This is a genomic window from Thermobifida alba (assembly GCF_023208015.1).
GTDB classification, from domain to species: domain Bacteria; phylum Actinomycetota; class Actinomycetes; order Streptosporangiales; family Streptosporangiaceae; genus Thermobifida; species Thermobifida alba.
The window spans coordinates 1,314,589-1,339,148 of sequence record NZ_CP051627.1 but is presented as its reverse complement, the minus strand read 5'-3'; the positions used below and the strand labels follow the sequence as shown (position 1 = coordinate 1,339,148).

Annotated in this window: 21 protein-coding genes and 2 pseudogenes; 8 read left to right on the top strand and 15 right to left on the bottom strand. The window is 70.9% G+C overall.

Features of this window, described 5'->3' with window-relative positions:
* Window positions 1-5: 5 nt before the first annotated feature.
* The 3 genes from FOF52_RS06090 to FOF52_RS06080 all read left to right on the top strand — a co-directional run bounded on the left by FOF52_RS06090 (window position 6) and on the right by FOF52_RS06080 (window position 3,532).
* Window positions 6-413: a VOC family protein gene (locus tag FOF52_RS06090; protein ID WP_248592854.1), complete on the top strand. Its 408-nt coding sequence runs from the start codon at window positions 6-8 to the stop codon at window positions 411-413.
* A gap of 112 nt (window positions 414-525) precedes the next feature.
* Window positions 526-978 (top strand): pyridoxamine 5'-phosphate oxidase family protein, encoded by a 453-nt coding sequence (locus tag FOF52_RS06085; protein WP_248592853.1) that lies wholly within the window; start codon window positions 526-528, stop codon window positions 976-978.
* A gap of 166 nt (window positions 979-1,144) precedes the next feature.
* Window positions 1,145-3,532, top strand: a complete 2,388-nt coding sequence (locus FOF52_RS06080; RefSeq protein WP_248592852.1) for an ATP-binding cassette domain-containing protein — start codon at window positions 1,145-1,147, stop codon at window positions 3,530-3,532.
* Window positions 3,533-3,619: 87 nt separating this feature from the next.
* Here FOF52_RS06080 and FOF52_RS06075 read toward each other — a convergent pair whose 3' ends face one another.
* Window positions 3,620-4,060, bottom strand: a complete 441-nt coding sequence (locus FOF52_RS06075) for a MarR family winged helix-turn-helix transcriptional regulator (protein ID WP_248592851.1) — start codon at window positions 4,058-4,060, stop codon at window positions 3,620-3,622.
* Between the two features lie 122 nt (window positions 4,061-4,182).
* On the opposite strand from FOF52_RS06075, the gene FOF52_RS06070 reads away from it, so the two are divergent.
* Window positions 4,183-4,671 (top strand): nuclear transport factor 2 family protein, encoded by a 489-nt coding sequence (locus tag FOF52_RS06070; RefSeq protein WP_248592850.1) that lies wholly within the window; start codon window positions 4,183-4,185, stop codon window positions 4,669-4,671.
* Here FOF52_RS06070 and FOF52_RS06065 read toward each other — a convergent pair.
* Both FOF52_RS06065 and FOF52_RS06060 read right to left on the bottom strand, forming a co-directional pair.
* The gene (locus tag FOF52_RS06065; RefSeq protein WP_425583792.1) at window positions 4,638-5,042 is read right to left on the bottom strand and encodes a VOC family protein; all 405 of its coding nucleotides are present in this window, start codon (window positions 5,040-5,042) and stop codon (window positions 4,638-4,640) included. The two genes, FOF52_RS06070 and FOF52_RS06065, sit on opposite strands and share 34 nt — an antisense overlap.
* A gap of 468 nt (window positions 5,043-5,510) precedes the next feature.
* Entirely contained in the window at window positions 5,511-6,386 is an 876-nt protein-coding gene (locus tag FOF52_RS06060) for a LysR family transcriptional regulator ArgP (protein WP_248592848.1), read from the bottom strand.
* Window positions 6,387-6,457: 71 nt separating this feature from the next.
* Here FOF52_RS06060 and FOF52_RS06055 point away from each other — a divergent pair, with 71 nt between their 5' ends.
* On the top strand, window positions 6,458-7,054 hold the full coding sequence (locus FOF52_RS06055; RefSeq protein ID WP_248592847.1) for a LysE/ArgO family amino acid transporter: 597 nt from the start codon (window positions 6,458-6,460) through the stop codon (window positions 7,052-7,054).
* A gap of 145 nt (window positions 7,055-7,199) precedes the next feature.
* On the opposite strand, the gene FOF52_RS06050 is transcribed toward FOF52_RS06055, so the two are convergent.
* Window positions 7,200-8,324, bottom strand: coding sequence for an alpha/beta hydrolase (locus FOF52_RS06050; RefSeq protein WP_248592846.1), 1,125 nt, complete (start codon window positions 8,322-8,324; stop codon window positions 7,200-7,202).
* Between FOF52_RS06050 and FOF52_RS06045 the strand changes: the two genes are divergently transcribed.
* Window positions 8,256-9,317 (top strand): serine hydrolase, encoded by a 1,062-nt coding sequence (locus tag FOF52_RS06045; RefSeq protein WP_341849760.1) that lies wholly within the window; start codon window positions 8,256-8,258, stop codon window positions 9,315-9,317. The two genes, FOF52_RS06050 and FOF52_RS06045, sit on opposite strands and share 69 nt — an antisense overlap.
* Before the next feature lie 1,386 nt (window positions 9,318-10,703).
* On the opposite strand, the gene FOF52_RS06040 is transcribed toward FOF52_RS06045, so the two are convergent.
* The 3 genes from FOF52_RS06040 to FOF52_RS06030 all read right to left on the bottom strand — a co-directional run bounded on the left by FOF52_RS06040 (window position 10,704) and on the right by FOF52_RS06030 (window position 11,794).
* Window positions 10,704-11,120, bottom strand: a complete 417-nt coding sequence (locus FOF52_RS06040; protein WP_248592845.1) for an arsenate reductase ArsC — start codon at window positions 11,118-11,120, stop codon at window positions 10,704-10,706.
* A gap of 144 nt (window positions 11,121-11,264) precedes the next feature.
* Entirely contained in the window at window positions 11,265-11,408 is a 144-nt protein-coding gene (locus FOF52_RS06035) for a hypothetical protein (RefSeq protein WP_248592844.1), read from the bottom strand.
* On the bottom strand, window positions 11,405-11,794 hold the full coding sequence (locus FOF52_RS06030) for an ArsR/SmtB family transcription factor (protein WP_248592843.1): 390 nt from the start codon (window positions 11,792-11,794) through the stop codon (window positions 11,405-11,407). Before FOF52_RS06030 ends, FOF52_RS06035 begins: the two co-directional genes overlap by 4 nt.
* Window positions 11,795-11,872: 78 nt before the next feature.
* Between FOF52_RS06030 and FOF52_RS06025 the strand changes: the two genes are divergently transcribed.
* Window positions 11,873-12,304 carry an ArsI/CadI family heavy metal resistance metalloenzyme gene (locus FOF52_RS06025; protein ID WP_248592842.1) on the top strand — a complete coding sequence of 144 codons (432 nt, stop codon included), beginning with the start codon at window positions 11,873-11,875 and terminating at the stop codon, window positions 12,302-12,304.
* Between the two features lie 536 nt (window positions 12,305-12,840).
* On the opposite strand, the gene FOF52_RS06020 is transcribed toward FOF52_RS06025, so the two are convergent.
* From FOF52_RS06020 to FOF52_RS05980, 8 genes and pseudogenes are all read right to left on the bottom strand, one after another.
* The gene (locus FOF52_RS06020; protein WP_248592841.1) at window positions 12,841-13,347 is read right to left on the bottom strand and encodes a PIN domain-containing protein; all 507 of its coding nucleotides are present in this window, start codon (window positions 13,345-13,347) and stop codon (window positions 12,841-12,843) included.
* Between the two features lie 102 nt (window positions 13,348-13,449).
* Window positions 13,450-14,319, bottom strand: a complete 870-nt coding sequence (locus FOF52_RS06015) for an ImmA/IrrE family metallo-endopeptidase (RefSeq protein ID WP_248592840.1) — start codon at window positions 14,317-14,319, stop codon at window positions 13,450-13,452.
* A 17-nt stretch (window positions 14,320-14,336) separates the two neighbouring features.
* Entirely contained in the window at window positions 14,337-14,654 is a 318-nt protein-coding gene (locus FOF52_RS21890) for a helix-turn-helix domain-containing protein (RefSeq protein WP_282574042.1), read from the bottom strand.
* A 510-nt stretch (window positions 14,655-15,164) separates the two neighbouring features.
* Entirely contained in the window at window positions 15,165-15,797 is a 633-nt protein-coding gene (locus FOF52_RS06000; RefSeq protein ID WP_248592839.1) for a TetR/AcrR family transcriptional regulator, read from the bottom strand.
* A pseudogene (locus FOF52_RS05995) lies at window positions 15,794-17,410 on the bottom strand (FAD-dependent monooxygenase); the annotation flags it as partial. The gene FOF52_RS06000 and the pseudogene FOF52_RS05995, both read right to left, overlap by 4 nt.
* Window positions 17,411-17,873: 463 nt before the next feature.
* Complete coding sequence (locus tag FOF52_RS05990; RefSeq protein WP_248592838.1) at window positions 17,874-20,489, bottom strand: hypothetical protein; 2,616 nt, start codon at window positions 20,487-20,489, stop codon at window positions 17,874-17,876.
* A 312-nt stretch (window positions 20,490-20,801) separates the two neighbouring features.
* Window positions 20,802-22,841 carry a tetratricopeptide repeat protein gene (locus FOF52_RS21885; protein ID WP_282573912.1) on the bottom strand — a complete coding sequence of 680 codons (2,040 nt, stop codon included), beginning with the start codon at window positions 22,839-22,841 and terminating at the stop codon, window positions 20,802-20,804.
* Between the two features lie 227 nt (window positions 22,842-23,068).
* Window positions 23,069-23,518, bottom strand: a complete 450-nt coding sequence (locus tag FOF52_RS05980; protein ID WP_248592837.1) for a hypothetical protein — start codon at window positions 23,516-23,518, stop codon at window positions 23,069-23,071.
* Between the two features lie 374 nt (window positions 23,519-23,892).
* On the opposite strand from FOF52_RS05980, the pseudogene FOF52_RS22030 reads away from it, so the two are divergent.
* A pseudogene (locus FOF52_RS22030) lies at window positions 23,893-24,480 on the top strand (Tn3 family transposase); the annotation flags it as partial.
* Between the last annotated feature and the right edge of the window lie 80 nt (window positions 24,481-24,560).

Here is a 24,560-nt window from a genome sequence, read left to right as displayed (position 1 = left end):
GGGTCATGGACATCACGATTCACACCACCTTCCTGCCGCACACCGACCCGCAGGAGTCCCTGGCCTTCTACCGCGACCTGCTCGGCTTCGAGGTCCGCAACGACGTCGGCCACAACGGCATGCGCTGGATCACGGTCGGCCCGCCCGGCCAGCCCGAGACCTCCATCGTCCTGCATCCGCCGGCCGCCGATCCCGGCGTCACCGACGAGGAACGCCGCACCATCGCCGAGATGATGGCCAAGGGCACCTACGCCATGATCATCCTGTCCACTCCCGACCTCGACGCCGTCTTCGACCGGCTCCAGGCCGGTGCCGAGGTCGTCCAGGAGCCCACCCACCAGCCCTACGGGGTGCGGGACTGCGCCTTCCGCGACCCGGCGGGCAACCTGGTGCGTATCCAGCAGCGCAGCTGAACCGCGCGGTGGGCACAGCCGTGAACGGCGTCGCCGACACACCCCACCCGACACTGAAAGTGATGCATTGGACACGATCCGTAGGGTGGTGTCCCCGGCCAGACGAGGACCGATGAACGCCGCTCCCCGTTCCCGTGCCCGGCGTCGCCGCGACACCGAGCACCGTCTCGCCCACGACGTCGACCTGTGGGTGGCCAGCGCCTCACCGGACGGCGCCCCCTACCTGGTGCCGTTGTCCTTCGACTGGGACGGTGCGGCGCTGCTGCTGGCCACGCCCGCCCACAGCCCGACCGGCCAAAACCTGGCCGCCACCCGTACCGTCCGGCTGGGACTGGGGCACACCCGCGACGTGACCGTGATCGACGGTGAGGTCGAGGTCCTCGACCTCGACACGCTGCCGCCCGAGCAGGGCGACCGGTTCGCGCGGCGCACCGGTTTCGACCCGCGTGAATCAGCCACGCCCTACCGGTGGTTCCGTGTCCGTCCGCGCCGCATCCAGGCCTGGCGCGAGGTGGAGGAGCTGGCCGGGCGCGACCTGATGCGTGGGGGCCGCTGGCTGGTCTGAGGGGCGTGCGGCCGGGGCCGCGCCGCCCCCCTTTTTTCCGCTGCTCGGGCGGGTAGGGCCCTGCCTGCGAAAAAAGAGGGGCCGGTTCCTGTCACCGGAAGCTGGTTGGATCGGAAGGCACGGCGCAACGCACACACCCCACCCGACAGATGGAGACACCATGGGCATGCCCACCAGGACGGATCCGCAGTCGCCTGCGGTGCACGCCGCCGACAGTCACGACCTGATCCGCGTGCGGGGCGCACGCGAGAACAACCTCAAGGACATCAGTGTCGAGATTCCCAAGCGCCGGCTGACGGTGTTCACCGGCGTCTCCGGTTCCGGCAAGAGTTCGCTGGTGTTCGACACGATCGCCGCGGAGTCGCAGCGGCTGATCAACGAGACCTACAGCGCCTTCGTGCAGGGTTTCATGCCGACCCTGGCGCGTCCCGACGTCGACGTGCTGGAGGGGTTGACGACCGCGATCATCGTCGACCAGGAGCGGATGGGCGCCAACGCCCGTTCCACGGTCGGCACCGTCACCGACGCCAACGCGCTGCTGCGGATCCTCTTCAGCCGGCTGGGCCGGCCCCACATCGGCTCCTCCAACGCGTTCTCGTTCAACATCGCCTCACTGCGGGGAAACGGCGAGGTCACCGTCGACCGCGGCCCCGAGCGGGACCGGGCCGTCTCGCAGACCTTCTCCGTCACCGGCGGCATGTGCCCCCGCTGCGAGGGCATGGGGCACGTCTCCGACATCGATGTGGCCCAGCTCTACGACGGCAGCAGATCGCTCAACGAGGGCGCGATCACCGTGCCCGGGTACAAGGCCGGCGGCTGGCTGGTGCGGGTCTTCGCAGCTTCGGGTTTCGTCGACCCCGACAAGCCGATCCGCGACTACACCGACCAGGAGCTGCACGACTTCCTGTACCGCGAGCAGACCAAGGTGCGGGTCGACAACACCAATCTGACCTATGAGGGCCTGGTCCTGCGGGTGCGCAAGTCGTTTCTGTCCAAGGACCGCGACGCGCTGCAGCCGCACATCCGGGCCTTCGTGGACCGGGCGGTCACCTTCCGGCCCTGTCCCGACTGCGGCGGCACCCGCCTCAACGAGGCGGCCCGCTCCTCCAAGATCAGGGGGATCAGTATCGCTGACGCCTGTGCGATGCAGGTCAGTGACCTGGCCGAGTGGGTGCGCGGCCTGGACGAGCCGTCGGTGGCGCCGCTGCTGGCCACGTTGCAGGACACGCTCGACTCGTTCGTGGAGATCGGGTTGGGCTACCTGTCGCTGGACCGGCCCTCGGGCACGCTGTCGGGCGGTGAGGCGCAGCGGGTGAAGATGGTCCGTCACCTGGGGTCCAGTCTGACCGACGTCACCTACGTCTTCGACGAGCCGACCGCGGGGCTGCACCCGCACGACATCCAGCGGATGAACGAGCTGCTGCTGCGGTTGCGCGACAAGGGCAACACGGTGCTGGTCGTGGAGCACAAGCCCGAGGTGATCGAGATCGCCGACCATGTCGTCGACCTGGGGCCCGGTGCCGGCGCGGCGGGCGGCACCGTCTGCTTCGAGGGCGGTGTGGAGGGGCTGCGGAGCAGCGGCACCCTCACCGGACGCCACCTCGGTGACCGGGCGGCGGTGAAGGAGAAGGTGCGCACGCCCACCGGGGTGTTGGCGATCCGCGGCGCGAACAAGCACAACCTGCGCGACGTCGACGTCGACATTCCGCTGGGGGTGCTGGTCGTCGTCACGGGTGTGGCCGGTTCGGGCAAGAGTTCGCTGGTGCACGGGTCGATGCCCGCCGACGCGGGTGTCGTCTCGGTCGACCAGGCGGCGATCCGTGGTTCGCGGCGCAGCAACCCGGCCACCTACACGGGGCTGCTCGACCCGATCCGCAGGGCGTTCGCGAAGGCCAACGGCGTGAAACCGGCGTTGTTCAGCGCCAACTCCGAGGGGGCCTGCCCCACCTGCAACGGTGCCGGGGTCATCTACACCGATCTGGCGATGATGGCCGGGGTCACCACCGTGTGCGAGGAGTGCGAGGGCAGGCGGTTCCAGGCGTCGGTGCTGGAGTACACGCTGGGGGGCCGCAACATCAGCGAGGTGCTCGCGATGTCGGTGTCCCAGGCCCGGGAGTTCTTCGGGGCGGGTGAGGCGCGCACGCCGGCCGCGCGCGCCATCCTCGACCGGCTCGCCGACGTCGGGCTCGGCTACCTCAGTCTCGGTCAGCCGCTGACCACGCTGTCCGGGGGTGAGCGGCAGCGGCTCAAGCTGGCCACCCACATGGGGGACAGGGGCGGCGTCTACGTTCTCGACGAGCCGACCACGGGGCTGCACCTGGCCGATGTGGAGCAGTTGCTGGGCCTGTTGGACCGGCTCGTGGACTCCGGTAAGTCGGTCATCGTGGTCGAGCACCACCAGGCGGTCATGGCGCACGCCGACTGGATCATCGACCTTGGTCCCGGTGCGGGGCACGACGGCGGCCGGGTCGTGTTCGAGGGCACGCCCGCCGAGCTGGTGGCTGCCCGCTCCACGCTCACCGGTGAGCACCTGGCGGCCTACGTCAAGTCCTGAGCGCCCCTGGTGGGGCGGGCCCGGTCCGGGACCGCCCCACCAGGGTGTCCGTCCTGCTGGTGGCCCGGCGGCCGGTACCGCGTGCGGTCAGGGCCGGGTGTGGTGGGCGAGCAGGCGGGTGAGGAGTTCGCTCAGCTGGGCGCGTTCGTCCGGGGTGAGGGGGGCGAACACCTCGTCCTGGGCCTGGCGTACCCGCCGGTCCAGGTCCTGCAGTGCTGTTTCGCCCTGGGGGGTCAGGGTGATGATGTTGCGGCGGCGGTGGGCGGGGTCCAGGGTGCGCCGCAGGAGTCCTCGGGCGGCCAGTTCGGTGACCGCGGCGGTGACGTCGCTGCGGTCCATGCCGCACCTGCGGCCCAGCGCGGCCTGGCTGGACGGTCCGGTTTCGGCCAGGGCGGCGAGCAGGGCGTAGTGGTGGGTGCGGAACTCTCCCAGGTGCTGGGCCACCAGGCGGTGGGCGTGGGACGCCGTCTGGGTCAGCAGGCGGCTGGGGATGTCGCGGAGGCGGCGTGGGGTCTGGTCGTCGGACACACTCCAACCCTAGACGATTGTTGGTCTGGCCAATCATCGGCTACCATCACCACACCCGAATGTTGGCTGCACCAACATTCGGGTGTGGTCTTCTCCCAGCCTCCCCCTACCGAGGAGCAGTCATGACCGCCACCGACACCGTCGAAGCACTACGGCAGCGCCTGGACGAGCTCGCCGACCGCGCCGCACTGACCGACCTGCTCTCCCGCCACGGCCGCTGGCTGGACGGGGGCCGCTTCGACGAGACGCGCTCGATCTTCACCGAGGACGCCACCGTCACCGTCGCCTCCGGCCAGGTCCGCGGCGTCCACGCGATCGCGGCCCTGGCCCGCCGCAGCCACGGACGCCACGCCAGAACCCACCACCTCACCACCAACCCGCTCATCACCGTCAACGGCGACCACGCCGCACTCACCGCCCAGCAGATCGCGGTCTTCTGCCTCGCCGACGGCACCCCGGAGTTCACCGTCGGCGAGGAGTACCGCATGGAGGCGGTGCGCACCCCCCACGGCTGGCGCCTGTCCCGCGTCGCCGCCGAACTGCTGTGGCGCACCGGCCCCACGGCGACCGCACCGGCTCACCCCCGGACGTCCCGCAGCATCTCCAGGTAGTGCGGGTTGGTCATCACCCCCAGGACGTTGCCGAAGGGGTCGACCACCGAGGCGGTGACGAACCCCGCCTCACGCGGGGTGACCTCCTGGTAGATGCGCGCCCCCATCGCCAGCAGCCGCTGCACGGCCGCCGCCACGTCGTCGACGTGCCAGAACAGCACCGCGCCCCCGGGGCCGGGCCGCGCGTCACCGGGCGCGTAGCGGCGGTCGACCAACCCCAGTTCGTGCAGGTGGTCACCGATACGGAACTCGACGTAGGCCGGCCTGCCGTCCGGACCGCTGCGTTCGAAGTACGGCTCGACCCCCAGCAGCTCCGTGTACCACTCCTTGGCCGCCGCCACGTCCTCGGCCCAGTAGCTGACCGTGGCCATTCCCCGCAGCATCCCACCAGCCCCCTTTTCGACCGGGCGGCCCCGGTCGGGCCGCCGTGGGTGTCCACCCCTACCCAGACGGGGGGCGACTGCGCCGGCACCGGTCCGCACCCAGCGGCGGATGCACAGCCCGCCGGCCGGTCGGCGCCGAGGAACCCGGTCACGACGCGGACGAACCCGTCCGACCGTTCGAGGACCACCACGTGCCCGGAGCCGATCCGGGCGCAGGAGCTGCCGATCGCCGTGTGCGGCTCCCGGCCGTGCCCGACCGGGACGGCCGCGTCCCTGGGCACCCCCTGTGTCACGTCGATCCGGGAGTCCGGGGCGACGTGACACAGGGGCCGGGGCGGCACGTCGTCGAGGCGTGGTCCGGCCCGCCCAACCGCGGCCGAACCCCCGCGCGCCGACGCGGCCCGGCACCGCCGGGCGTCTGGGACCGCCGCGCACGCTCGGCCCACCGCTGTTCGCCTAACGGCGCAGCACGGCCGCGGCGGCGTGCACGGCCGCGCCCAGGCGGTCCAGGTGCGCAGAACGCAGCCGCCAGTGCTGCCAGTACAGCGGCACGTCGATCGGTTCGGCCCCGGCCAGCCGCACCAGGCGCCCCGTCTCCAGGTCGTCGCCCAACTGCTCGCGGGGCACCATGCCCCAGCCCAGTCCCGCGCGCACCGCCGCCACGAACCCCTGCGAGGAGGGCACCAGGTGGGTGGGCGGATCGGTGGTGATTCCCCGGGCGGCCAGCAGGCGGTGCTGCAGGTCGTCCTTGGCGTTGAAGCGGACCATGGGCATCGCCGCCCAGTCGACGCCGCCACCGGCACTCCACCGGTCGGCGAGGGCGGGCGCGGCCACCGGCAGGTAGCGCATCGTGCCGAGGTGCTCCACTGCGCAGCCCTGCACCGCGACCGGGTCGGAGGTGACCGCCGCGAGCACCGTCCCGGCCCGCAGCAGCGCGGCCGAGTGGTCCTGGTCCTCCACGTGCAGGTGCACGATCGCCTGCGGCCAGGACGCGCACTCGTCCAGCACCCGGGGAAACCAGGTGGCCAGCGAGTCGGCGTTGACCGCGACCGCCAACTCCACGGCCGAGTGCTCCTCGGCGCGCAGTTCGGCCAGCGCCTCACGCTCCAGCACCTGCCGCTGGCGGGCCAGTCGCAGCAGCACCTGCCCGGCCTCGGTGGGACGGCACGGTGTGCTGCGTGCCACGACCACCCGGCCCAGGTGGGACTCCAGGGCGCGGATGCGCTGGCTGACGGCCGAGGGCGAGACCGACAGGTGCCGCGCGGCGGCGTCGAACGTGCCGTGGTCGACGATCGCCACGAGGGTGTCGAGGTGTTCGGGACTGATCCTCATGAAGCCAAACTAATGGATCTTCAGAATCTTTCGCTGTACTTCACCACGCGGGGTCTCTAGGGTGAACAGCCGTGTCCGCTGTTGTGGCCGGTCTGGTGACCGGACTGTCGTTGATCGTGGCCATCGGCGCGCAGAACGCGTTCGTGCTGCGCCAGGGGCTGCGGCGGGCCCACGTCGGCACGGTCGTCGCCCTGTGCTCGGCCTCCGACGCGCTGCTCATCGGCGTGGGGGTCAGCGGCGTGGGCGTGCTGGTGCAGCAGCATCCGGCCGTGCTGGTGCTGGCACGGTGGGCGGGGGCGGCCTACCTGCTCTGCTACGGAGCCCGGTCGCTGTGGAACGCCCGCCGGCCCCAGGCGCTGCACGCGGCGTCACAGCAGGCGGGCGGCCGGTGGGCGGTGGCGGCCACCACGCTCGCGCTGACCTACCTCAACCCGCACGTCTACCTCGACACGGTGCTGCTGCTCGGTTCCGTGGCCCACCACTACGGCCCCTTGAGGTGGTGGTTCGCCGCCGGGGCCGCGCTGGGCAGTCTCGCCTGGTTCACGACCCTGGGCCTGGGGGCGCGCGCCGCCTCGCGCGTGCTGGGCCGTCCCGCCGTGTGGCGGGTGCTCGACCTGGTGGTCGGGGTGGTGATGATCGTGCTGGCCCTGCGCCTGCTCCTCGGCTGAGCCCAGCCCCCGGGCCTTTGCGGTGTGCCGCCCGTCGGCGGCGGGACACGGCGCCGTGCCGGGGCGGGCTTCCCGCGGGCCGTCCCGCCCGGATACCGCCGCCGTCCCGGGGGCCCGGGCCCCCGGGACGGCGGCGGTGCGTCCGTCACGCCCGGGCGATCCCCCCGTCGTCGGCGAGCGTCTCCTCCCGCTCGGCCCGCACCGGCGGCGTGGACAGGCCGTGCCGGTCGAGCCAGTCCCCCAGGACCCGGTAGGCGCGCTCGCGGGGTTCGGGCAGCGACAGGAACACGTCGTGGCGCGCCCCCTCGACCGGCACCACGGTGGTCTCACCCCCCAGGCAGCCGGCCCACCGGGCGATCTGGGCCACGTCCAGAACCGTGTCGGTGCGGTCGCTGAGCTCGGAGTAGACCCCGGAGAAGTCGGAGCGGTCCGAACGCAGCACCAGCGACGGCACCCCCACGTCCAGGCCGCGGTGCAGGCGGGCGTGCCCGCGCCGCACCGCGTTGAGCCAGCCCACCGTCACGGGAAACCCCGACAGCGGCTTCAGTTCCAGGTCGAAGTCCCACTCCCCGGTGCCGCTGGTGTGCAGAGTGCTCCCGTAGACCCCCGGCATCACGGTCAACCGGCGCTTCGGGGCCACCTTCGCCAGCACGCGCAGCGCCTGCGTCAGCACCCCGCGGTGCGACGGCTTGCCCTGCAGGTCGAACCACGGGCTGTTGAGCACCAGCCCCGCCACGGGGGCGACGGTCCCGGCCGCCCGTCGGCGGTCCAGCCACAGCGGCACGATCAGCCCGCCGGTGGAATGGGCGAGCAGCACCACGGGCAGACCGGGGTGGGCCTCGGCGACGACCGCGAGCGCCCGCTCCAGTTCGACGTCGTACAGCTTCAGGTCCGACGCGTAGTGCGCGGTCTGCCCGTCGCGTCGGGCCCGCCCCGACTTGCGCAGGTCCAGGGCGTAGAACGCCTGGCCGCGCGCGGCCAGGAAGTCGGCCAGGGGGGTCTGGAAGAAGTAGTCGGAGAAGCCGTGCACGTACAGCACGGCGCCCCGCACGCTCTCCCCCTGGCGCACGTCGCGTCGCACCAGCACGGCGGCGATCTGCCCCTCGCCGTCGGGGTCGGCGCCCAACTCCAGGACGCGCTGGCGGTAGCCGTCGCCGAGGATGTCGGGCTGCCAGTCGGAATCGTGCACGAGAACCTCCAGATGCGGGTCGGTTGGCGGGGTGTTCAGGGCGCGGAGCCGGGGGCGGCCGACCCGGGCGGCCACCGGCATGACGTAGGTGGGTGCTGCAGCACGGTCACGTGCGCGGCCGCACCCGCCGGGGCCTGCGAAGCGGTGCCGTCCCGCAGAGTGCGGGGTGCAGCCCTCGTCGCAGCGGTGGTGGCCGCCCGCGCAGCACAGCCAGTCGCGCAGGTCAGCACGGTCCGCTCCCCGGTGTCGGTGTGCTCGACCGCCGCGTTCCAGCGGGCCTGGGGTGAAGACCACCGGGTGCCCGGCACCCGGGAGCGGACACGGATGCGGCAGTCGATGCCGCACTCGGCCGCGGTGTCGCGCCGGTGGCCCAGGATCTCCGCGGCCCCGGCGCTCGCGTGCTCTCGTCGCCGCGGCCGGAACTCGTGGCCGAGGGTGTGCGGGTCGGAGTCGGAGCGTACCCCCCGAAGGAGGGAAGCGGAACAGGTCCCGCGTGCCGCCCAGGGCGGTGCGGGCCTCCAGGACGGCGTAGCTGTGTTGGGGCGGTCGCGCTGCGGGGGGTGGGCGGCGCCGGGACCGGAGATCCCGGCGCCCACGACGAGGGCGTCGAACGAGGCCGCTTCGGGGACGGTGGGGGCATACGGTCAACTCCCGGCTGCAGGGGCACGACAACGGGATGGTGCCCGCCGTCGTGGTGCGGTCAGGATACGCCCGGCCGCGCCGGCGGGGGAGTCCACTGCGCGCCGGAGGGGGACAGATCAGGCCCCGGTCACGTCCCGCGCCCCGTCCCGTTCGTCGACGGCTGGTGGACGAGGGCCGCGTCGAGCTCGACGCCCCGCCGCACGCTACCTGCCCGACTTCCGTCCCGGTGACGCCGTCACCGTCCGCCAGCTGCTGTCGCACACCCCGGGCTTGCCCGACCCCGTGATCGTCGCCCCGGCCGAAGGCGTCCAACGCGTCGCGGACTGGCGGCTGTCCGCACCGCCCGGCACGTCCCCTGCCTACAGCAACGCCAACCACTGGACGGCGGCGCGCATCATGGAGCGGGTCGCGGGCCGCCCCTTCGACGAGTAGCTGGCCGAGGAGGTGTTCGCCCCGCTGGGCATGGCCGACACCGTCGGCACCACCACCACGCGTGATCCGGTCGACGGACTGTCCGAGGGGCACGTCACCGCTCCCGGTCCGGCTCCGCGCGGTCGTGCCCGCTGGGGGGAAGGACACGGTCCCAGCCGGGGCCGTCTGGTTCCACCCGGTGGGCCCGGGCTGCGGAGGGGGACGGTCCGGCGGCGATCCACCGTGCCGGCGCGGGCGGGGGAGCGGACACCGACCCGTGGCCGGGGCTTGGCAGCGCGTCCCGCCGAGGCTGTCCGTGCCGTGTTCCCAGGGAGGCGGCACTCCCTTTAGTTTCGTAGCGTTGTAACGTTTCTCTATAACGTAAATACGTATGGCAAACAGAATGGGCAACACAAAGACCGAACCGGACATTTCGGACCCTCGTTCGGCTGGTTTTTCATAAGCTTCCCTTATCGAAAACCAGGTTTGGGGGGTGTACCGCCACCCCCGCCCCGGACGGCCCACCCCCGCCGGGGGCCCGGCATAGCGTTGCAAACCCCCAGCAAACGATTCAGATCCCCCGCGACCAGCCCGGACACCAGGGCCCCGAGCACCGGCGGACAGCAGGCACCGCACGCCAGACCGCAGACACGGCCCGCCCACAGCCGCCCGGTACGCAGGCCGGTGCGGCCCCACCCGACAGACCCGCGGCCCGTCCGGCCACCGCCTTCACCGGAAAGAGAGGGCCCCGCATCCGCGCGGCCCGGAGCGGAGCCCGATCCGCCCCGGGCCGCGCCCTGCCGTCACCCGCATCAAGGAAACGGCGGCCGGGCGGATCGCCCCCGAACCGAGACGCGACGCACTGCGCCTGTCCGGATGTGCCCCGGCGACGAACCGGACGCGCACTCGTCCGTAGTCCGGGCGCCCGATGTCGACGAGAGCCCCACGCGAACAGCTCCCCGGAACGACTGTGTGCGAGGAAGCCCGTACTGCGAGGCCACCGCATGACAGCACACCTTCGCCCGGGCGCACGCAACAGGTGCGTGCCGCGCCAGACCCGGGACCGCCGAAGGCGAGGGGAAGTGGCGCGGGACCGTGACGGTTCCGGCCCGCCCGGTCCACGGCTTCCACGTGTGCGGTCCTGTCGCGCCAGCCCTCTGCGGCAACCAGAGCCCGGAAGTACCTTTGGTCGGGCCCCCTTCTGGTGTCCTCCCCTGAGCCAGGACAGACGCACGTTCACCGTCCGGGCAGGACACGCGCTCGGCGTCCCCGGTCCCGCCCGCGTCCTCAGACACCGCACGACGAGTGCGCGCCCGGGGCCGGAGCAACCTCTCCCCACCCCGTCCCCAATCCGGTCCGCAGTGGACCCTGCGGACCGGAACGGGCTCCAGGTACCGCCCACCGCTGTCACCGGTGCGGTGGAACCAACTCCTCCAGCAGTTCTACGACGTGGGCGCGGATGCGGTCGCGGATGGGCCGCACCGCCTCGACCCCCTGGCCTGCGGGGTCGGGCAGGTCCCAGTCCAGGTAGCGCTTGCCTGGGAGGAACGGGCAGGCGTCGCCGCACCCCATGGTGACCACCACGTCTGAGGCGTCCACCTCCTCCGCGGTCAGGGCTCTGGGGACGTTGGCGGCGATGTCGATGCCGACCTCGGCCATCGCCTGGACCACGGCGGGGTTGACCGCGTCGGCCGGGGCTGACCCGGCCGAGCGCACCCGTACCCTTCCGGCGCCCAGGTGGTGCAGGAACGCGGCGGCCATCTGGGAGCGTCCGGCGTTGTGCACGCACACGAACAGCACCTGCGGGATCTCACCGTTCGACAAAGCAGGGCCTTTCGTCGGGGAAGAAACAGTGGGCGGCCAGGACGGGCACCTCGACGAGCGGACCCCCGGCCGGGGCCCGAATCGCGAGCTCGACGCCGCTGCCCGCCTCGATGAAGGGTCGGGATGGCCGCCCGGGGCCGCCCCTCACAGGGGCACGCAGTACACCGGCATCGTCCCCAGGACCGGGCCGGCGGCCATCGCGGTCAGAATCCGAACCGGTGGGCAGCGGTCCAGCACCGGCAGAGGCGGGGCGTCGGCCCTGGTGGTCGATCCGGTGGGGAGGCTCACGCCCTGTCCGCCGTTGCGGTGCGGCGGGTCAGGATCCGCGCCAGGCGGTCGGTGGTCTCGGGGATCAGCCGGTAGTACACCCAGGTGCCGCGCCGCTCGGCGGCGATGAGCCCGGCCTCGCGCAGCAGCTTGAGGTGGTGGGAGATGGTGGGCTGGGACAGGTCGAAGGCGGGGGTCAGGTCGCACACGCACACCTCGCCCCCTGCCCGGGAGGCGATCATCGACAGCAGTCGCAGCCGTACCGGGTCGCCCAGGGCCTTGAAGACCCGGGCCAGTTCCGCGGCTTCCTTCTCGCCCAACGGGGTGGTCAGCAGTCCGGGACAGCAGTCCGCGACCGTGCCGGGGACCGGGGCGGCCGCTTCGACCGCGCTCTCTTGATTCGACATGCTTCTATATTGACAAAAATCAAAACAGGCCGCAATCTTGCATCGACAAACTTCGATTCAACTCTCGTGGAGGTTCCCGTGCCCCGTGTGCAACTCGCCCTCAACGTCGCCGACCTGGAGGCGTCGGTGACCTTCTACTCCAAGCTCTTCGGCGTCGAGCCCGCCAAGCGCCGCCCCGGCTACGCCAACTTCGCCATCGCCGAACCCCCGCTCAAGCTCGTCCTCATCGAGGGCGAGCCCGGCCAGGAGACCCGCCTGGACCACCTGGGGGTGGAGGTGGAGTCCACCGCCCAGGTCGACGCCGCCGCCGACCGGCTCAGGAAGGCCGGGCTGACCGCGTTCGAGGAGAACGACACCTCCTGCTGCTACGCCCTCCAGGACAAGGTGTGGGTGCAGGGCCCCGGCAAGGAGCCCTGGGAGGTGTACGTGGTCAAGGCCGACAGCGACCAGCGCGGCAAGCCCGAGGACGCGCCCGCGCCGGCCCAGGCCGCAGACTGCTGCGGCAGCTGAACCCCGCGGACGCCGACCCCGCCGTGGGGTGGCCGGTACAGGGGCCGGCCCGCGCCTGCCACCCCACGGATCCTCGACTGCCGCACAACCTCGCTTCCAGAAGCGGGGCCGCCGGGAGCCATCCCGGCGCCCCCGCCGCAGTCCCGCCCACAGCCAGCCGAAACACCGCCGACTTGACTCCGACGCCGCGTCGGTTCCCAGCGTCGAGACCATGGCGGGCCGGTGCCCAGCTGAAGAACCGACAGGCCCTTCACCATCTGCGGTGCTGCCCGCACCGGGTCGGCGAGCCCGTCCGAGTGGTACTGGTCCTCCAACTCCACGAAGCAGGACGACAAGGCTCGGTGAGTGGCCGAACAGGGCTTCACCCTGCCTCCAGCACTTCTCGGCCTCGCTTCCTCCAGCAGATCCACGCGACATTCACACAGCACCGCTCCGCTTGGGATAGGCACTTATCTCCTGGAGACGACTGGCCACTGCACAGGCGCTTTCCCCACCGGAGGTACCAGATGAGTGTGCGGCACAAGGTAAGGACAGCCTCAAGTCCAGAGAGCAGGCGACAAGAGACTGGTTGCCTCGATGGGGGGTAGGCCGTCATCCAGTTCACGCAGTCGCTGGTAGAGACGACGCATATCTGCCCTGCCCGCAATGTACTCTTTCTGCACCGCACGCTCCAGGACAGTCAGCGTGCTGACCAGTTTGATCGATCCCACTGGACGCCCGCTACGTCGGATCCGTTCAAGACGGTTGATCTCTGCGGTTGCGGTCTGTGCCCCTTGCCCGTCATCGATGAGGACGGTCACCTCTTGGCCTGCTTCGGCGGCGACGACCGCGTGAGCGATGACCATGACCTCGCCCAGGTCCTTGGGGCGCTTCAACCGTTCGGCCAAAGGTTGGTAGGTGATGCGCTGGACCACGGCTGCGAGTTCGGGTGTCTCGTCATCGGACAGAACTCGCAGCCATTCGGGGGTTAGCTTCCGCCAGACCGTCGCAGCAGGACGGAAACGCTCGTCCTGCTGCGACTTTGTGAACACCTCGTTCTGCACAGCCTCCGGAGCACTCAATCTCCCCAAGACTCCGATGAGGAGACTCCTGGTGAATCGAGAGGAAGTTCAGTCCGGGACCGGCGTCGATGATCGGCCGGTGGCTCATCCGCTCCCTCTCGTTGTCATGCCAGGGGGATTGTCATCGTGGTCAGGTGCGTCAAGGGCCTCGTCCAAAGCTGCGAGGTCCACTCCGACATCTGGCAGTTCGGCTGGATCAGCCCAGGCCACTGGCCGTTCGGCGGGCACCACGCCCGCTTCCCGCAGTTCCGCTTCAGCCTCCTGCCGGGTGATACCGCGAAGCGTGGCGATGGCCTGTGCGGACAGCACCCCTTCGACGTAGCCTCTGATCGCTCGGGCAAGCAACCGTTGTGGCGCCCTGCGTCGATTGGATTCGTCTTGCAGAGCGCGGTATTGATCACTCCACCCGAATCGGGTGGCCAACTGTGGTGTGGTGAGGGTTTTCCACTCTTCTTTGGTGGAGGTGTCGATGCACCCGGCCTGGTGGAGCGCGATCGCGGCGATCATGGGCGAGACCAGGAACCGCTGAACGACTTCGGAGAGCACCGACTGGGTCAGCGATCTTCGCTCCTCGAGGAATCCGCGTAGGCCCTCAAGTGGGATAAGCAGGTGGCGTGCGAAGGCATCCGCTCGGATTTCTGCAGGAGAGCGGTCTTTCCAAGCGATCCTTGCGCTGTCCGTCATGTCCCCGAACAGGATGTGGCCGAGTTCGTGGGCGAGAGTGCTGCGCTGCCGCATCGGTTTGCGGGTGCGCGCGACACCGACGAAAACGGCGTCGCGTTGCGGGTCCCGCATCGTCAGGCCGTGTTGGTCCTGGTCGGCGTCGAGCACAGCCACGTCGACCCCCGTGGCCTGCTCGATGATCGCCACAAGGTCCCCCAGCGGCTGCGCGCCCAGGTGCTGTTCTCTACGGAACCGCTCGGCAGCAGCGCGGCCTTCGGCTTCGGCGCTCACAGTTCTTCGACTCCGTTTCAGACCGTGGCGGGAATAGCCTGGTCGTCCAGGTAGGCGTCGAGTTCCAGGAAGCTCAGCAGCGTCTGACGCATGTCGTTGGTGGCGCGGGCCGCGCACTGCACCCGTTCAGCCACCGATCCGATTCCGGTGAGTTGGGCAACCGTGTGTCCGGTCTCCCATGCGATCGCCACGAGCTCCGGCATCTTCGCCACCCGGTCTCCGGAGATAATCCGAGACAGGGTGGACTGCGAGATACCTGTGGCGTCGGCAAGGGCTCGCTGGCTCAGACCCGCTGCGGCGCGGGCCCGCTCGATCCGCGCACCGATATCTGCCACTGCCGTCACCGCCCCACCAGTCTGAATCACTCATCGCCAATGTGATTCACAGTGTGGTCCTATCCCCTGTCCTGTGCCAGGGTTCAAACAGACGTGGGACCGGTGTGTGCGCCATCGCCCAGGTCTCGGGGCGTCACGGTTCCAATCCCGAATGCCGCTGGCTGCGTGTCGTGCCGACCTCTCCGAGGTCAACCGCTCCCTGGGAGAAAACCGGCCCTGATCCTGCTGGCCACAGTGCCGCGGGCTGGTCCGCGCGACTGTGACCTGGCCCAAGCGGTTGCGCCTGATGGACAGCGTTCCATGGCGACGTCACGTCTCCTGAACTGTCGTCCGTCCGTTCTCACCCTCCACCGTCAACTTCTGCTGCCTGTCCCAAGCTCGGCGGTGACACGCCGCTTCCCCGGCTTCTCCCGGCGGCCGTGCCCTTGACCGGGCTCGGGGCTTCGGTCCGGCTGTTGACGGCCCGGCGGGATTCCGGTCCGGGCGGGGCTTGAGGACTGGTCGTCCGGTTCAGGCGTCATCTGCCCGCGGCAGGGCGAAGCCCACCTGGGTCAGCAGGGTGCGCAGGTAGCGGGTGGTCTGGACGGGGTCGGCCGCTCGGGGGTCCAGCAGCAGGTACCGGATGACCGCGCCTTCCATCAGGTCGATCGCCGTGTCGATGTCGGCGTCGGCGTCGAAGAACCCCTCCGCCTGGGCCCGTTCCATGACCGCGCGGGCGCGTTCGCGGCGCGGGGCGACGTGGTGGGTGCGGTAGGCCTCCAGCAGTGCCGGATGGTCGGCGGCCGCGGCGAGCAGGCGTGCGGTGAGCCGACGGAACCGGGCGTCGGCCAGGATCTCGCCCCAGCGCGGCAGCAGCCGCTGCACCACCTGCGGCAGCGGCTCGTCGTCTCCTGCTGCCAGGTCCACGGCGGGCAGCCGGTCGCGGAGTGCTTCCACGGCGTGGGCGAGCAGGTCCTCCTTGGTGCGCCAGCGGCGGTAGACGCTGACCTTGGTCACGCCCGCGCGTCGGGCGATCTGTTCGATGCTGGTCTGTGCCGCGCCGCGTTCGGCGAGCAGCTCGGTGGCGGCGCGCACGATGGCCTCGTCCAGCTGCGGGTCGCGGGGGCGTCCCGCCCGGGCCGGTGTCGGTCTGTTGCGGCTCATCTGCTCTTCTCCGTGCAGCCCAGTGTCTCGGTCAGCCAGCGTCGCAGGTCGGCGGGGGTGCGGCCGCGCCAGCCGAGGTGGCCGTCGGGGCGGACCAGCAGCGTGTCCCCGTGTTTCACGGCGTCCTGCGGTCGCAGGACGCCGACGTCGTCGCCGAGGTGGGCGCGCGCTGTCGTGGCCAGTTCCTCGACCGTCCCGGTCGCCTGCGGCGCCAGCAGGGCCCAGCGGGAGCCGAGTTCGGCGTGCAGCCGGGTGGGGGTGGCATCGGCGCGCAGGCAGGCCAGATCGCCGATCCGGTCGCCGGGGTGTGGGCTGCGGCCGCGGCGTGCGCCCAGGGGGCCGTTGCGGTAGGTGACGTCCAGTTGGGAGGCGCTGCGGGTGGCGGCGCGTTGCATGGCGGGCAGATTGAGCAGCGGCAGCATGATCCGGTCGCGCAGCAGGCGGGCCGGGAGGGTCTCGCCCAGCAGGATGCGGGTGTTGGCCGTGGTGGCGTTGAGGATCCAGGTGGCCAGGGGGCGGCGTTCGGCGGTGTAGGTGTCGAGCAGGCGGGCGTCGGCGCGGCCGTGGACGACGAGCGCGAGTTTCCAGGCGAGGTTCTCGGCGTCGCCGATGCCGGTGTTCATGCCCTGTCCGCCGATGGGGCTGTGGACGTGGGCGGCGTCCCCGGCCAGCAGGACGCGGCCGCGGCGGTAGTCGGCGGCCAGGCGCCGGTGGATGCGGAACACCGAGGTCCACACGGCTTCGCCCAGGCGGGCGTGCTGTCCGCTGCGGTGGGGGACCAGTTGCTCGAAGCGGTCGAGGATCTGCTGCTGGGTGAGGTGCGGCTCGCCGGGGGCGGCGGTGACCTCGGCCATGAGCCGCCACAGGGTGCCGGTCTCGCGGCGGGTCTGGCCGGGGGAGGGCATCGGCATGGCCATCAGGATGCCGTCGCGGTGGAACCAGCCCGCCGAGACGTCGCGGCTGCGGTCCCAGTCGACGTGGACGTCGGCGAGCAGGAAACGCTCGCCGACGGAGACGCCGGGAAAGTCGATCGCGGCCAGGTCGCGGACCGTGCTGTGCGCGCCGTCGCAGCCGACCACCCAGTCGGCGTGCAGTCGGGTGCGTCGAGGTGCGCGGTCACGCCGTGCTCGTGGACCTCCAGTCCGTCGAGGGGGCGGTTCCACTCGACCTCGACGCCCAGGGCGCCCAGTCGGCGCCGCAGTTGTTCCTCCACGTCGGCCTGGGAGACGAACAGTGCCTGCGTGGACTGTCCCCGCAGGGGGGCGAAGCGCACCGTGGCCAGGGGCCGGTCGCCGACGTGCATGGTCATGCCCAGCGGTGCGAGGGAGCGTTCGGGCAGGTCGCCCAGGGCGTCCAGGCGGGCCAGGACCTCCACGCCGCGCGCGTGCAGGATGTTGGCCCGTGACGTGGTGGCCGGTCGTGCGGCCCGGTCCACCACCCGGACCTCGACCTTCTGGGCGGCCAGGGCGCAGGCCAGAGTCAGCCCCACCGGTCCCGCTCCGACCACGAGTACCTGTGTTGTCGACGCCGACACGACCCCTCTTATTCGTATACGGGTACGTATCCGTATCCAAACTAGCACCGGGGCGTCCCCGCCAGAAGCACGTGTCCACCGCGCCGGCCGCTGACGGGCTTCGGGCGTACGGCCTTTCCGGTCTGCCCGGCGGAGCCACCCCCGCCACACCACCTGCGGGATGGGGCTTCGCCTTCCCGAAACCCGGGTCGCATCTCTTCGGGGAAGTCCGCCCGCGGGTCTTTCCGTATCGACGTCGCACGTGTTGGCCGGACTCAGATCCGTGGTTCGTCACACGGCCGCGGGATGTGCCGGCCCCTGTTGGCGGCTCGACTCCGGGGCGCTCTCCGGCTTCCGCGCCTCCTGCGCGTACGTTCCGGCCTCCTGTTCGGCTGCGGCGTCTCCGGTCGCCCGCGCCCTGCCTCGGCACTCCGGTCACGGGGGCGACAAAAATCCGCCGCGGGGCCCGCATACTGGGATGTTATGAAAAACCAGCACTGGGCTGGGGACACCCCGCCGCGCGAAGACGGGCCCCGGGACCGGGGGCACGGTCAGGGCTGGTGCTACAGGGCCGCGGGCGGAGCGTCCTCCGCGACTACCTCCTCCCAGGTCCACGCCGCGGCAGGCGTGCCGTCAGGCTCCCGCCCGTACGGCTGAAGGAACGCGGGAGTCCTCCCAAGCGCACCGGCGTCCAGCGCCCGACGTTGCAACCTCTCAACCGCCCCAGCCTGCCCCGCTTGGCGCAGCGCCTCCAGCAGGCGGGCGACGCCATACGGGTCGGTGAGGGGGGCGTGGGCGGCGGTGCGGGAGGCCAGCGCCTGCACCGCCTCCTCCCGCCCCACCCCGTGCAGCACCCGCAGCAGGCGGGCGACGCCGTCCGGGTGGGTGAGGGGGGCGTGGGCGGCGGTGCGGGAGGCCAGCGCCTGCACCGCCTCCTCCCGCCCCACCCCGTGCAGCACCTCCAGCAGGCGGGCGACGCCGTCCGGGTGGGTGAGGGGGGCGTGGGCGGCGGTGCGGGAGGCCAACGCCTGCACCGCCTCCTCCCGCCCCACCCCGTGCAGCACCTCCAGCAGACGGGCGACGCCATACGGGTCGGTGAGGGGGGCGTGGGCGGCGGGGTTGCGCGCCAACAGCGCCCGCACCGCCTCCTCCCGCCCGACCTCGTGCAGCACCTCCAGCAGACGGGCGACGCCATACGGGTCGGTGAGGGGGGCGTGGGCGGCGGGGTTGCGCGCCAACAGCGCCCGCACCGCCTCCTCCCGCCCGACCTCGTGCAGCACCCGCAGCAGGAAGGCGACGCCGCCCGGGGCGGTGAGGTCGACGTGGGCGGCGGGGTTGCGCGCCAACAGCGCCCGCACCGCCCCAGCCTGCCCCGCTTGGCGCAGCGCCTCCAGCAGGAAGGCGACGCCGCCCGGGGCGGTGAGGTCGACGTGGGCGGCGGGGTTGCGCGCCAACAACTCCCGCACCGCCTCCTCCCGCCCGACCTCGTGCAGCACCCGCAGCAGGAAGGCGACGCCGCCCGGGGCGGTGAGGTCGACGTGGGCGGCGGGGTTGCGCGCCAACAACTCCCGCACCGCCTCCTCCCGCCCGACCTCGTGCAGCGCCTCCAGCAGGAAGGCGACGCCGCCCGGGTCGGTGAGGGGGGCGTGGGTGGCGGTCCAGTGGGCGCCGGTGTTGTGGGGGTCGGTGTCTGACGACAGCAGGTTGACCAAGCCGTGGGCAGAGAGGGGGTGGTGGGCCAGGATCGCGCGGTGGTAGAGCCGGACCGCGTGCTTGAGCAGGCCGCGCCGGTGGGCGGCTTTGGCCAGGGTATGTAGTTCGTCGGGGGTGGTGAGGTGGCGGTGGGCGGCCTGCCAGAAGGAGGCGGGCGGGTAGTGGTCGCGCCGGTGGTGGCGGCCGTGTTGTTCGAGGTAGTCGGCCAGCCGGTAGACCGGACCCGCCGTGCCAGAAGCGGGGCCGGTCTGGGAGCGGCGTGGGCGCACTCTGCGTAGGGGCGCGAGGTTACCGTGCACGGGCTGGCCGGTGTAGACCAGGCTGTGGTCGATCCAGTCGTCGTCGAGGACGGCGAGTTCGTCGTCGGTGAGGTAGTCCTCGGCCGCCTCCACCAGAAACTCCTGGGGCAGGTGCAATCCTGCGCCCAGGCGGCGGGCGTCCATGGCTGCCTCCAGCAGGGCGCGTGCTGCGGGTGGGGCGGTCTGGTAGCGCTCCAGCAGGGCCGGTCCCCCGGCCAGCACCTGGGCCACCCGACCCTGTCGGCTGAGTTCCAGGGCGTGCGCCCACTGTCCGTCCCCTGTCTTGGCGTGGCGGTGTGCCTCGGCCAGCGCGGTCTGGTCGAAGGCGTCGGGTACGTGGATCAGGCGGCCTGCCAGCAGTGCCCGGGCCTGGGCGTGCACATCCGGCTGCCCTGGGTCGGGGCGTTGGGTGTAGGTGTGGGCGTAGTCGAGCCACAACGTGCCCAGCACCAGCACGGGGGCGCGGTCGGGGTCGGTGAGGAGGGTGTGCAGGGCCGTGGCCACACGCTCGCCCGTCCCGCCACCTGCGCCGAGGTAGTGCTGGGCCTCGTTGAGCCAGACCACCGTGTGCGGGGTGATGTGGTCCAGGTCGGCCAGGGCGGCCTCGGCCCGGGTCGGATCCACCGGATGCCACAACCGCCACCCCCGCTCGGCGAGGGGTTGGATGGCCTCCCAGCAGGCCCGCGTCTTCCCCGTCGACGACGACCCCACCAGCACGGCCATACGACTACGCCCCCGCGCGGCGTCCTCGACGACACTCGCCAGTTCCTCGTCGTGGGCCCGCCGCACATAGACGGGCAGCCGCGCCGCATCCCGCCGCGGCACCGAACCGGCCGCCCCCGGCACACTTGGGGCCTGCAGGGCCGGATGAACCTCCAGATCATGAGGGTCGCACTGGCCGATCGGCCTTCCCAAAGCCTCCCGCAAAGCGGGATTGTGCATGGGGGGCGCAGGGGGCTCCGGATACAGGTAGAAGTGGGGCCCGTTGTTGACCTGTTGGCCGATGACGTCGCGCTGGGCTTGGGCGTCGCGCTGGTCGACGTGGTCGCCCCGGTAGACGGTGGAAATGATGTCCCCGTGGGCGGTGTCGGCCCCGCCCGCAGCCCGAGCCTCTCCTTCCTCCGACGGGGAGGACAGAGAGGGGTTCTCGTCACCGGGATGAGGCATAGAGGAAGGGGGCGCCATGCTCCAATTCTGCCCTCTTAGCCGCCTCAACCGCCCACTCCCGGAACCAGGTGATCGGGAAGAACCCATCCGACAGTTCCAGTGCCGACCCGCCCGACGCAACCCGACGCCCGGTGGCCTCCAGTACGTCCAAAAGCCCTTGCTGTTATCAGGGAATCGGTGAACACACCGGGAAGTCGAACAACGGCGCCGACGTGGGTGGGCAAGCCCTGTTTACCGCAAACCAGACATCATCACAAAACAGACAAACGGGGGAGTGCAGTCGCCCCCTTTTTTTCAGCGCTCGGACAGCGACTAGTCCTCCTCGGCTGCCTCCTCGACGACCCGCCGCCATTGCTCCGCCTCCCGTCTCCGCTCCTCCAACAGGACGCCGAGATTGCACTTAGTGTTGGCATTGCTCGCCGTGTCAATGGCGCGCCGGTACCAGACCTCGGCTTCTTCCCTCTCCCCCCGCTCCTCCAGCAGGAAGCCGAGATTGCGCATGGCGATGGGGTGGCCAGCCTTGATGGCGTGCCGATACCACTGCTCGGCTTCTTCTTTCTTCCCCCGCTTCTCCAGCAGGAAGCCGAGGTTGACCATGGCGATGGGGTGGCCAGCCTTGATGGCGTGACGGTACCAGGACTCCGCCTCTTCCACTTCCCCCCGCTCAGCCAGCAGGAGTCCGAGGTTGCTCATGGCGGCGGGGATATTGGCCTCGGCGGCGCGGCGGTACCAGGACTCCGCCTCCGCCGATTCTCCCCGCGCGTCGAGCAGGAGTCCGAGATTGCGCATGGCAATGGAGACATTGGCCTCGGCGGCGCGGCGGTACCAGGACTCCGCCTCCTCCACTTCCCCCCGCTCATGGAGCAGAACACCGAGGCCGTTCATGGCGTGGGGGTGTTCTGCGTCGGCGGCGCGGCGGAAGGCGGTTTCGGCGATGGCGGGGCGGTCGTGGTCGTGGGCGGCTCGTCCGATGGCGGTGTGGGTGTGGGGGTTGGTGGCATGCTCCAGGGCGAGGTGCCACAGGGCGTCGGGGATGGGGGTGGTGATCTGGTCGACGAGGTAGTCGAAGGGCCGCCACTCTGTTGGCGGGTCGTCGGTGGTGGCGGGCAGCAGCAGGCCGCAGGTGTCCTCGTGGGTGCGGGTGGCCCAGTCCAGCGCCTGGTCGAAGGACTTGGGGCGCAGCACCGCGGACAGGTCGTAGAGTTCGTGGGCGGCCTGCAACAAGTCCCGGTCGGCGTGTTCGACGCCGATGCGGGCCAGGTCCACGGAGGCGGCCACCACCCGAAACGCCCGCGGATGCCCGCCCTCACTGGTGGATAGGTCCCGCTGGGCCTGCCACAGGGCGAGCAGTTGGGGGGCCGAGGACAGGTACTCGCCCACCCCGTGCCCATGACCGGCGCGTTGGCGGCACGCCGCCTCGACCACCGCGGTATCCCCGCTGTTTTGGGCGCGGTCCAGTTCCGCGCCGCTCCACTGCCGGGCCACCTCCACCGCATCGACGTCACGCAGCAGGCGCCGTTCCTCCTCACCCACCTTCAGTTCGCTTTCCTCTGGGGTGCGTACCGCCGGGCCGGGGGCGGTGAGGCGGGTGTGGATGCCCTGGCGCATGGTGGCCACCACCACCGCGCCCGCGTGGTGGAACTGGTTGAGCAGGGAGCCGGTGAGGCGGCTTCCCTCGTTGAGGTGTTTGTCGAGGTCGTCCAGCCACACCACTGCCCGCCTGCCGGTTCGGGCGTGGGCGCCTACGGCGTCTGCGAGGCGGGTCAGGTCGGTGCCCGGGTCGGGCACGAACACCTCCCGATCCGGGCACCGGGTGGCCACCGCGGTCCAGGCCGCGCGGGTCTTGCCCGCGGTGGAGGGGCCCACCACCAACACCAGGCCCCCGCGCTCGACCGCCTGGTCCAAGTGCTGGGCCAGCTGGGTCTCGCAGTCACGCGCCACGTACGAGGGTAGGCCTTCTCTGGAGCGGTGCACCCCCACCTCCAGCGGATCCACCGCGGCCACCGGTGCCGACCACCAGGTCGGGTCGCGCTGCTGGGCCGGGGGAACAGACTGGATGGTGAGTGATTCGATGGTGTGGGCTTGGACCGCCTGCCCCGAGACGTCGCCTCGCACGGTGTTGGTGGCCGACGACGGTCCCGGCCCTGGTTGCGTCGGTGGCTCGGCGGCTTGGGCACCAGGCCGCAGCGCCCAGACCCACAGCCCCGTGGCGGGGAGCAGCAGGGCGGCGATGGCGGCCAGCCAGCCGGCGCGTTCTGCCGCCTGCCACGACCAGCCCCCCGCCACCCACACCATCACCGCCACGCCACCACCCCACAGCAGAGTGGCTGTGAGCGCGAGGAGGATCTTCACCGACCGGCCCATAACAGCCCATCGTTCCACCACAACCCCGGCCACGGCGAGGCTTCCTCCTACCCCCACACAAGCCAACTGCCTGCAGAGTTACTGTTACTGCAAACCAGACGACAAACCAGAGACACGAGCCCTGCGACGCAGCCTCTGCGACCGCAACGCTGAACTTCCTGGGCGTCGGCAGCACGCCGCCGCTCCTCCGCCTCCGAATTCTTCTTTGGGAAAGATCAGTCCGGTTCGTCGGAGGACAGCAGATCAGCGGCTTCGGCCAGCCACCGCCCTGCCTCCGACACCTCCCGGATACTGGCCTCCCACACCTTGCGGATGGCCTCCAAATCCGTGACCGTGCGCAGGTGGTCGGCGCCAAGCTGTTTGGTGGCGGCCTCGGCGAGGAGCTCCCCGTATGCGTCGTCGCGTGCCTGGGCAGCCTCGATCTGCTCCCGCTCGCGCTGCTTGGTCATGGCCAGGCGCACCTTGTCCCCATAAGCGACGATGGCCGCGACTCGCTGTTCGATGGCCTTCTCAACAGCGCGAATCGCCTCAAACTGTGGCCGCATCGATTCGCGAACGGTCTCGGAGACCGCGTTCTCCGCGCGCTCTTTCAGCTCTTCGCCGAGTCTCTGCTGCTTGTACAGCAGCCGTGCCAGTTGCCACTCCTGTTCACGCAGCAGCATCATCGCCTGCTCGCTGTCGAAAGCATCCCCCCAGGACCTTGGAGGCCTTCTTCACCAAATGCCGGGTCCGCTGCACACGCAGCAGCAGGGCACGTCCGTGTGTGTCGAAGTCGGCGGGGAGCAGGTAGCGGTGGTGGTTGGCCTGGGGCGGCTGTCGTGGGCATCGCCGAAGACCGCCCTGATCGTGACCAGAATCCCGAACAGGGCGGTAAGAACCGACAGTAGAACAACAACTCCGTCCCGTCCCAGCCACTGGCCGACAGCGATGATTACACCCGCGAGGACCAGAGCAGTCAGTCCACCCCACACCGCCCGCCACAAAACCGGCCACGATTCCCACGAGCAGCAGCAGGGCCGAGAGCCCGACCAGCAGCGGCATGAGCGCGGCGGCCAGCCACGCCACCAGCGCAGTCACCAGAGCAGTTAACGCCAGAAGACTGATCGCCATAACCACCTTGGTCGCAGGTGAGAGGGGATCGGCGTTCTGGGGCTTGACGCGCGTGGGCTTCTTCTCAGCAGGGACAAGACGCTTAGGAGCACGGCTGAGCCTCTCCCTCACCTTCGAGGGAAGTTCGGGATCGAAGATCGGGAGTAGCTCCTCGACCTCCTCATCACCGTCCTGCAGGCCATCGTGGGGACATCAGGCAGGTTCTCTTTCCATCCCGTTCCGATCTGTCCAAATTGTGGCGGACTGGCAAGGACAGAAGACACCAAGGCGAACAAATGGCCGAACCACCCCGATGAGCGATGCCATCGCCCACTTCGGCCGCATCCCCAAAACCCTGCACATCCTGCGCCTAGCCGACGAATCCGGCTACCGGCGCACCATCAAGGCCCACTCCAACCTCCAGGAAGGTCGCCACGCCCTGGCCCGCCTTATCTTCCATGGCAAGCATGGCCACCTCTACCAGCGCTACCACGAGGGCATGGAGGACCAACTCGGCGCGCTGGGCCTGGTCCTCAACGCCGTCGTGCTGTTCAACACCCGCTACACGAACACTGCCCTGGACAAGCTCCGTGCCGAGTCCGTGCCGAGGGGGTCGAC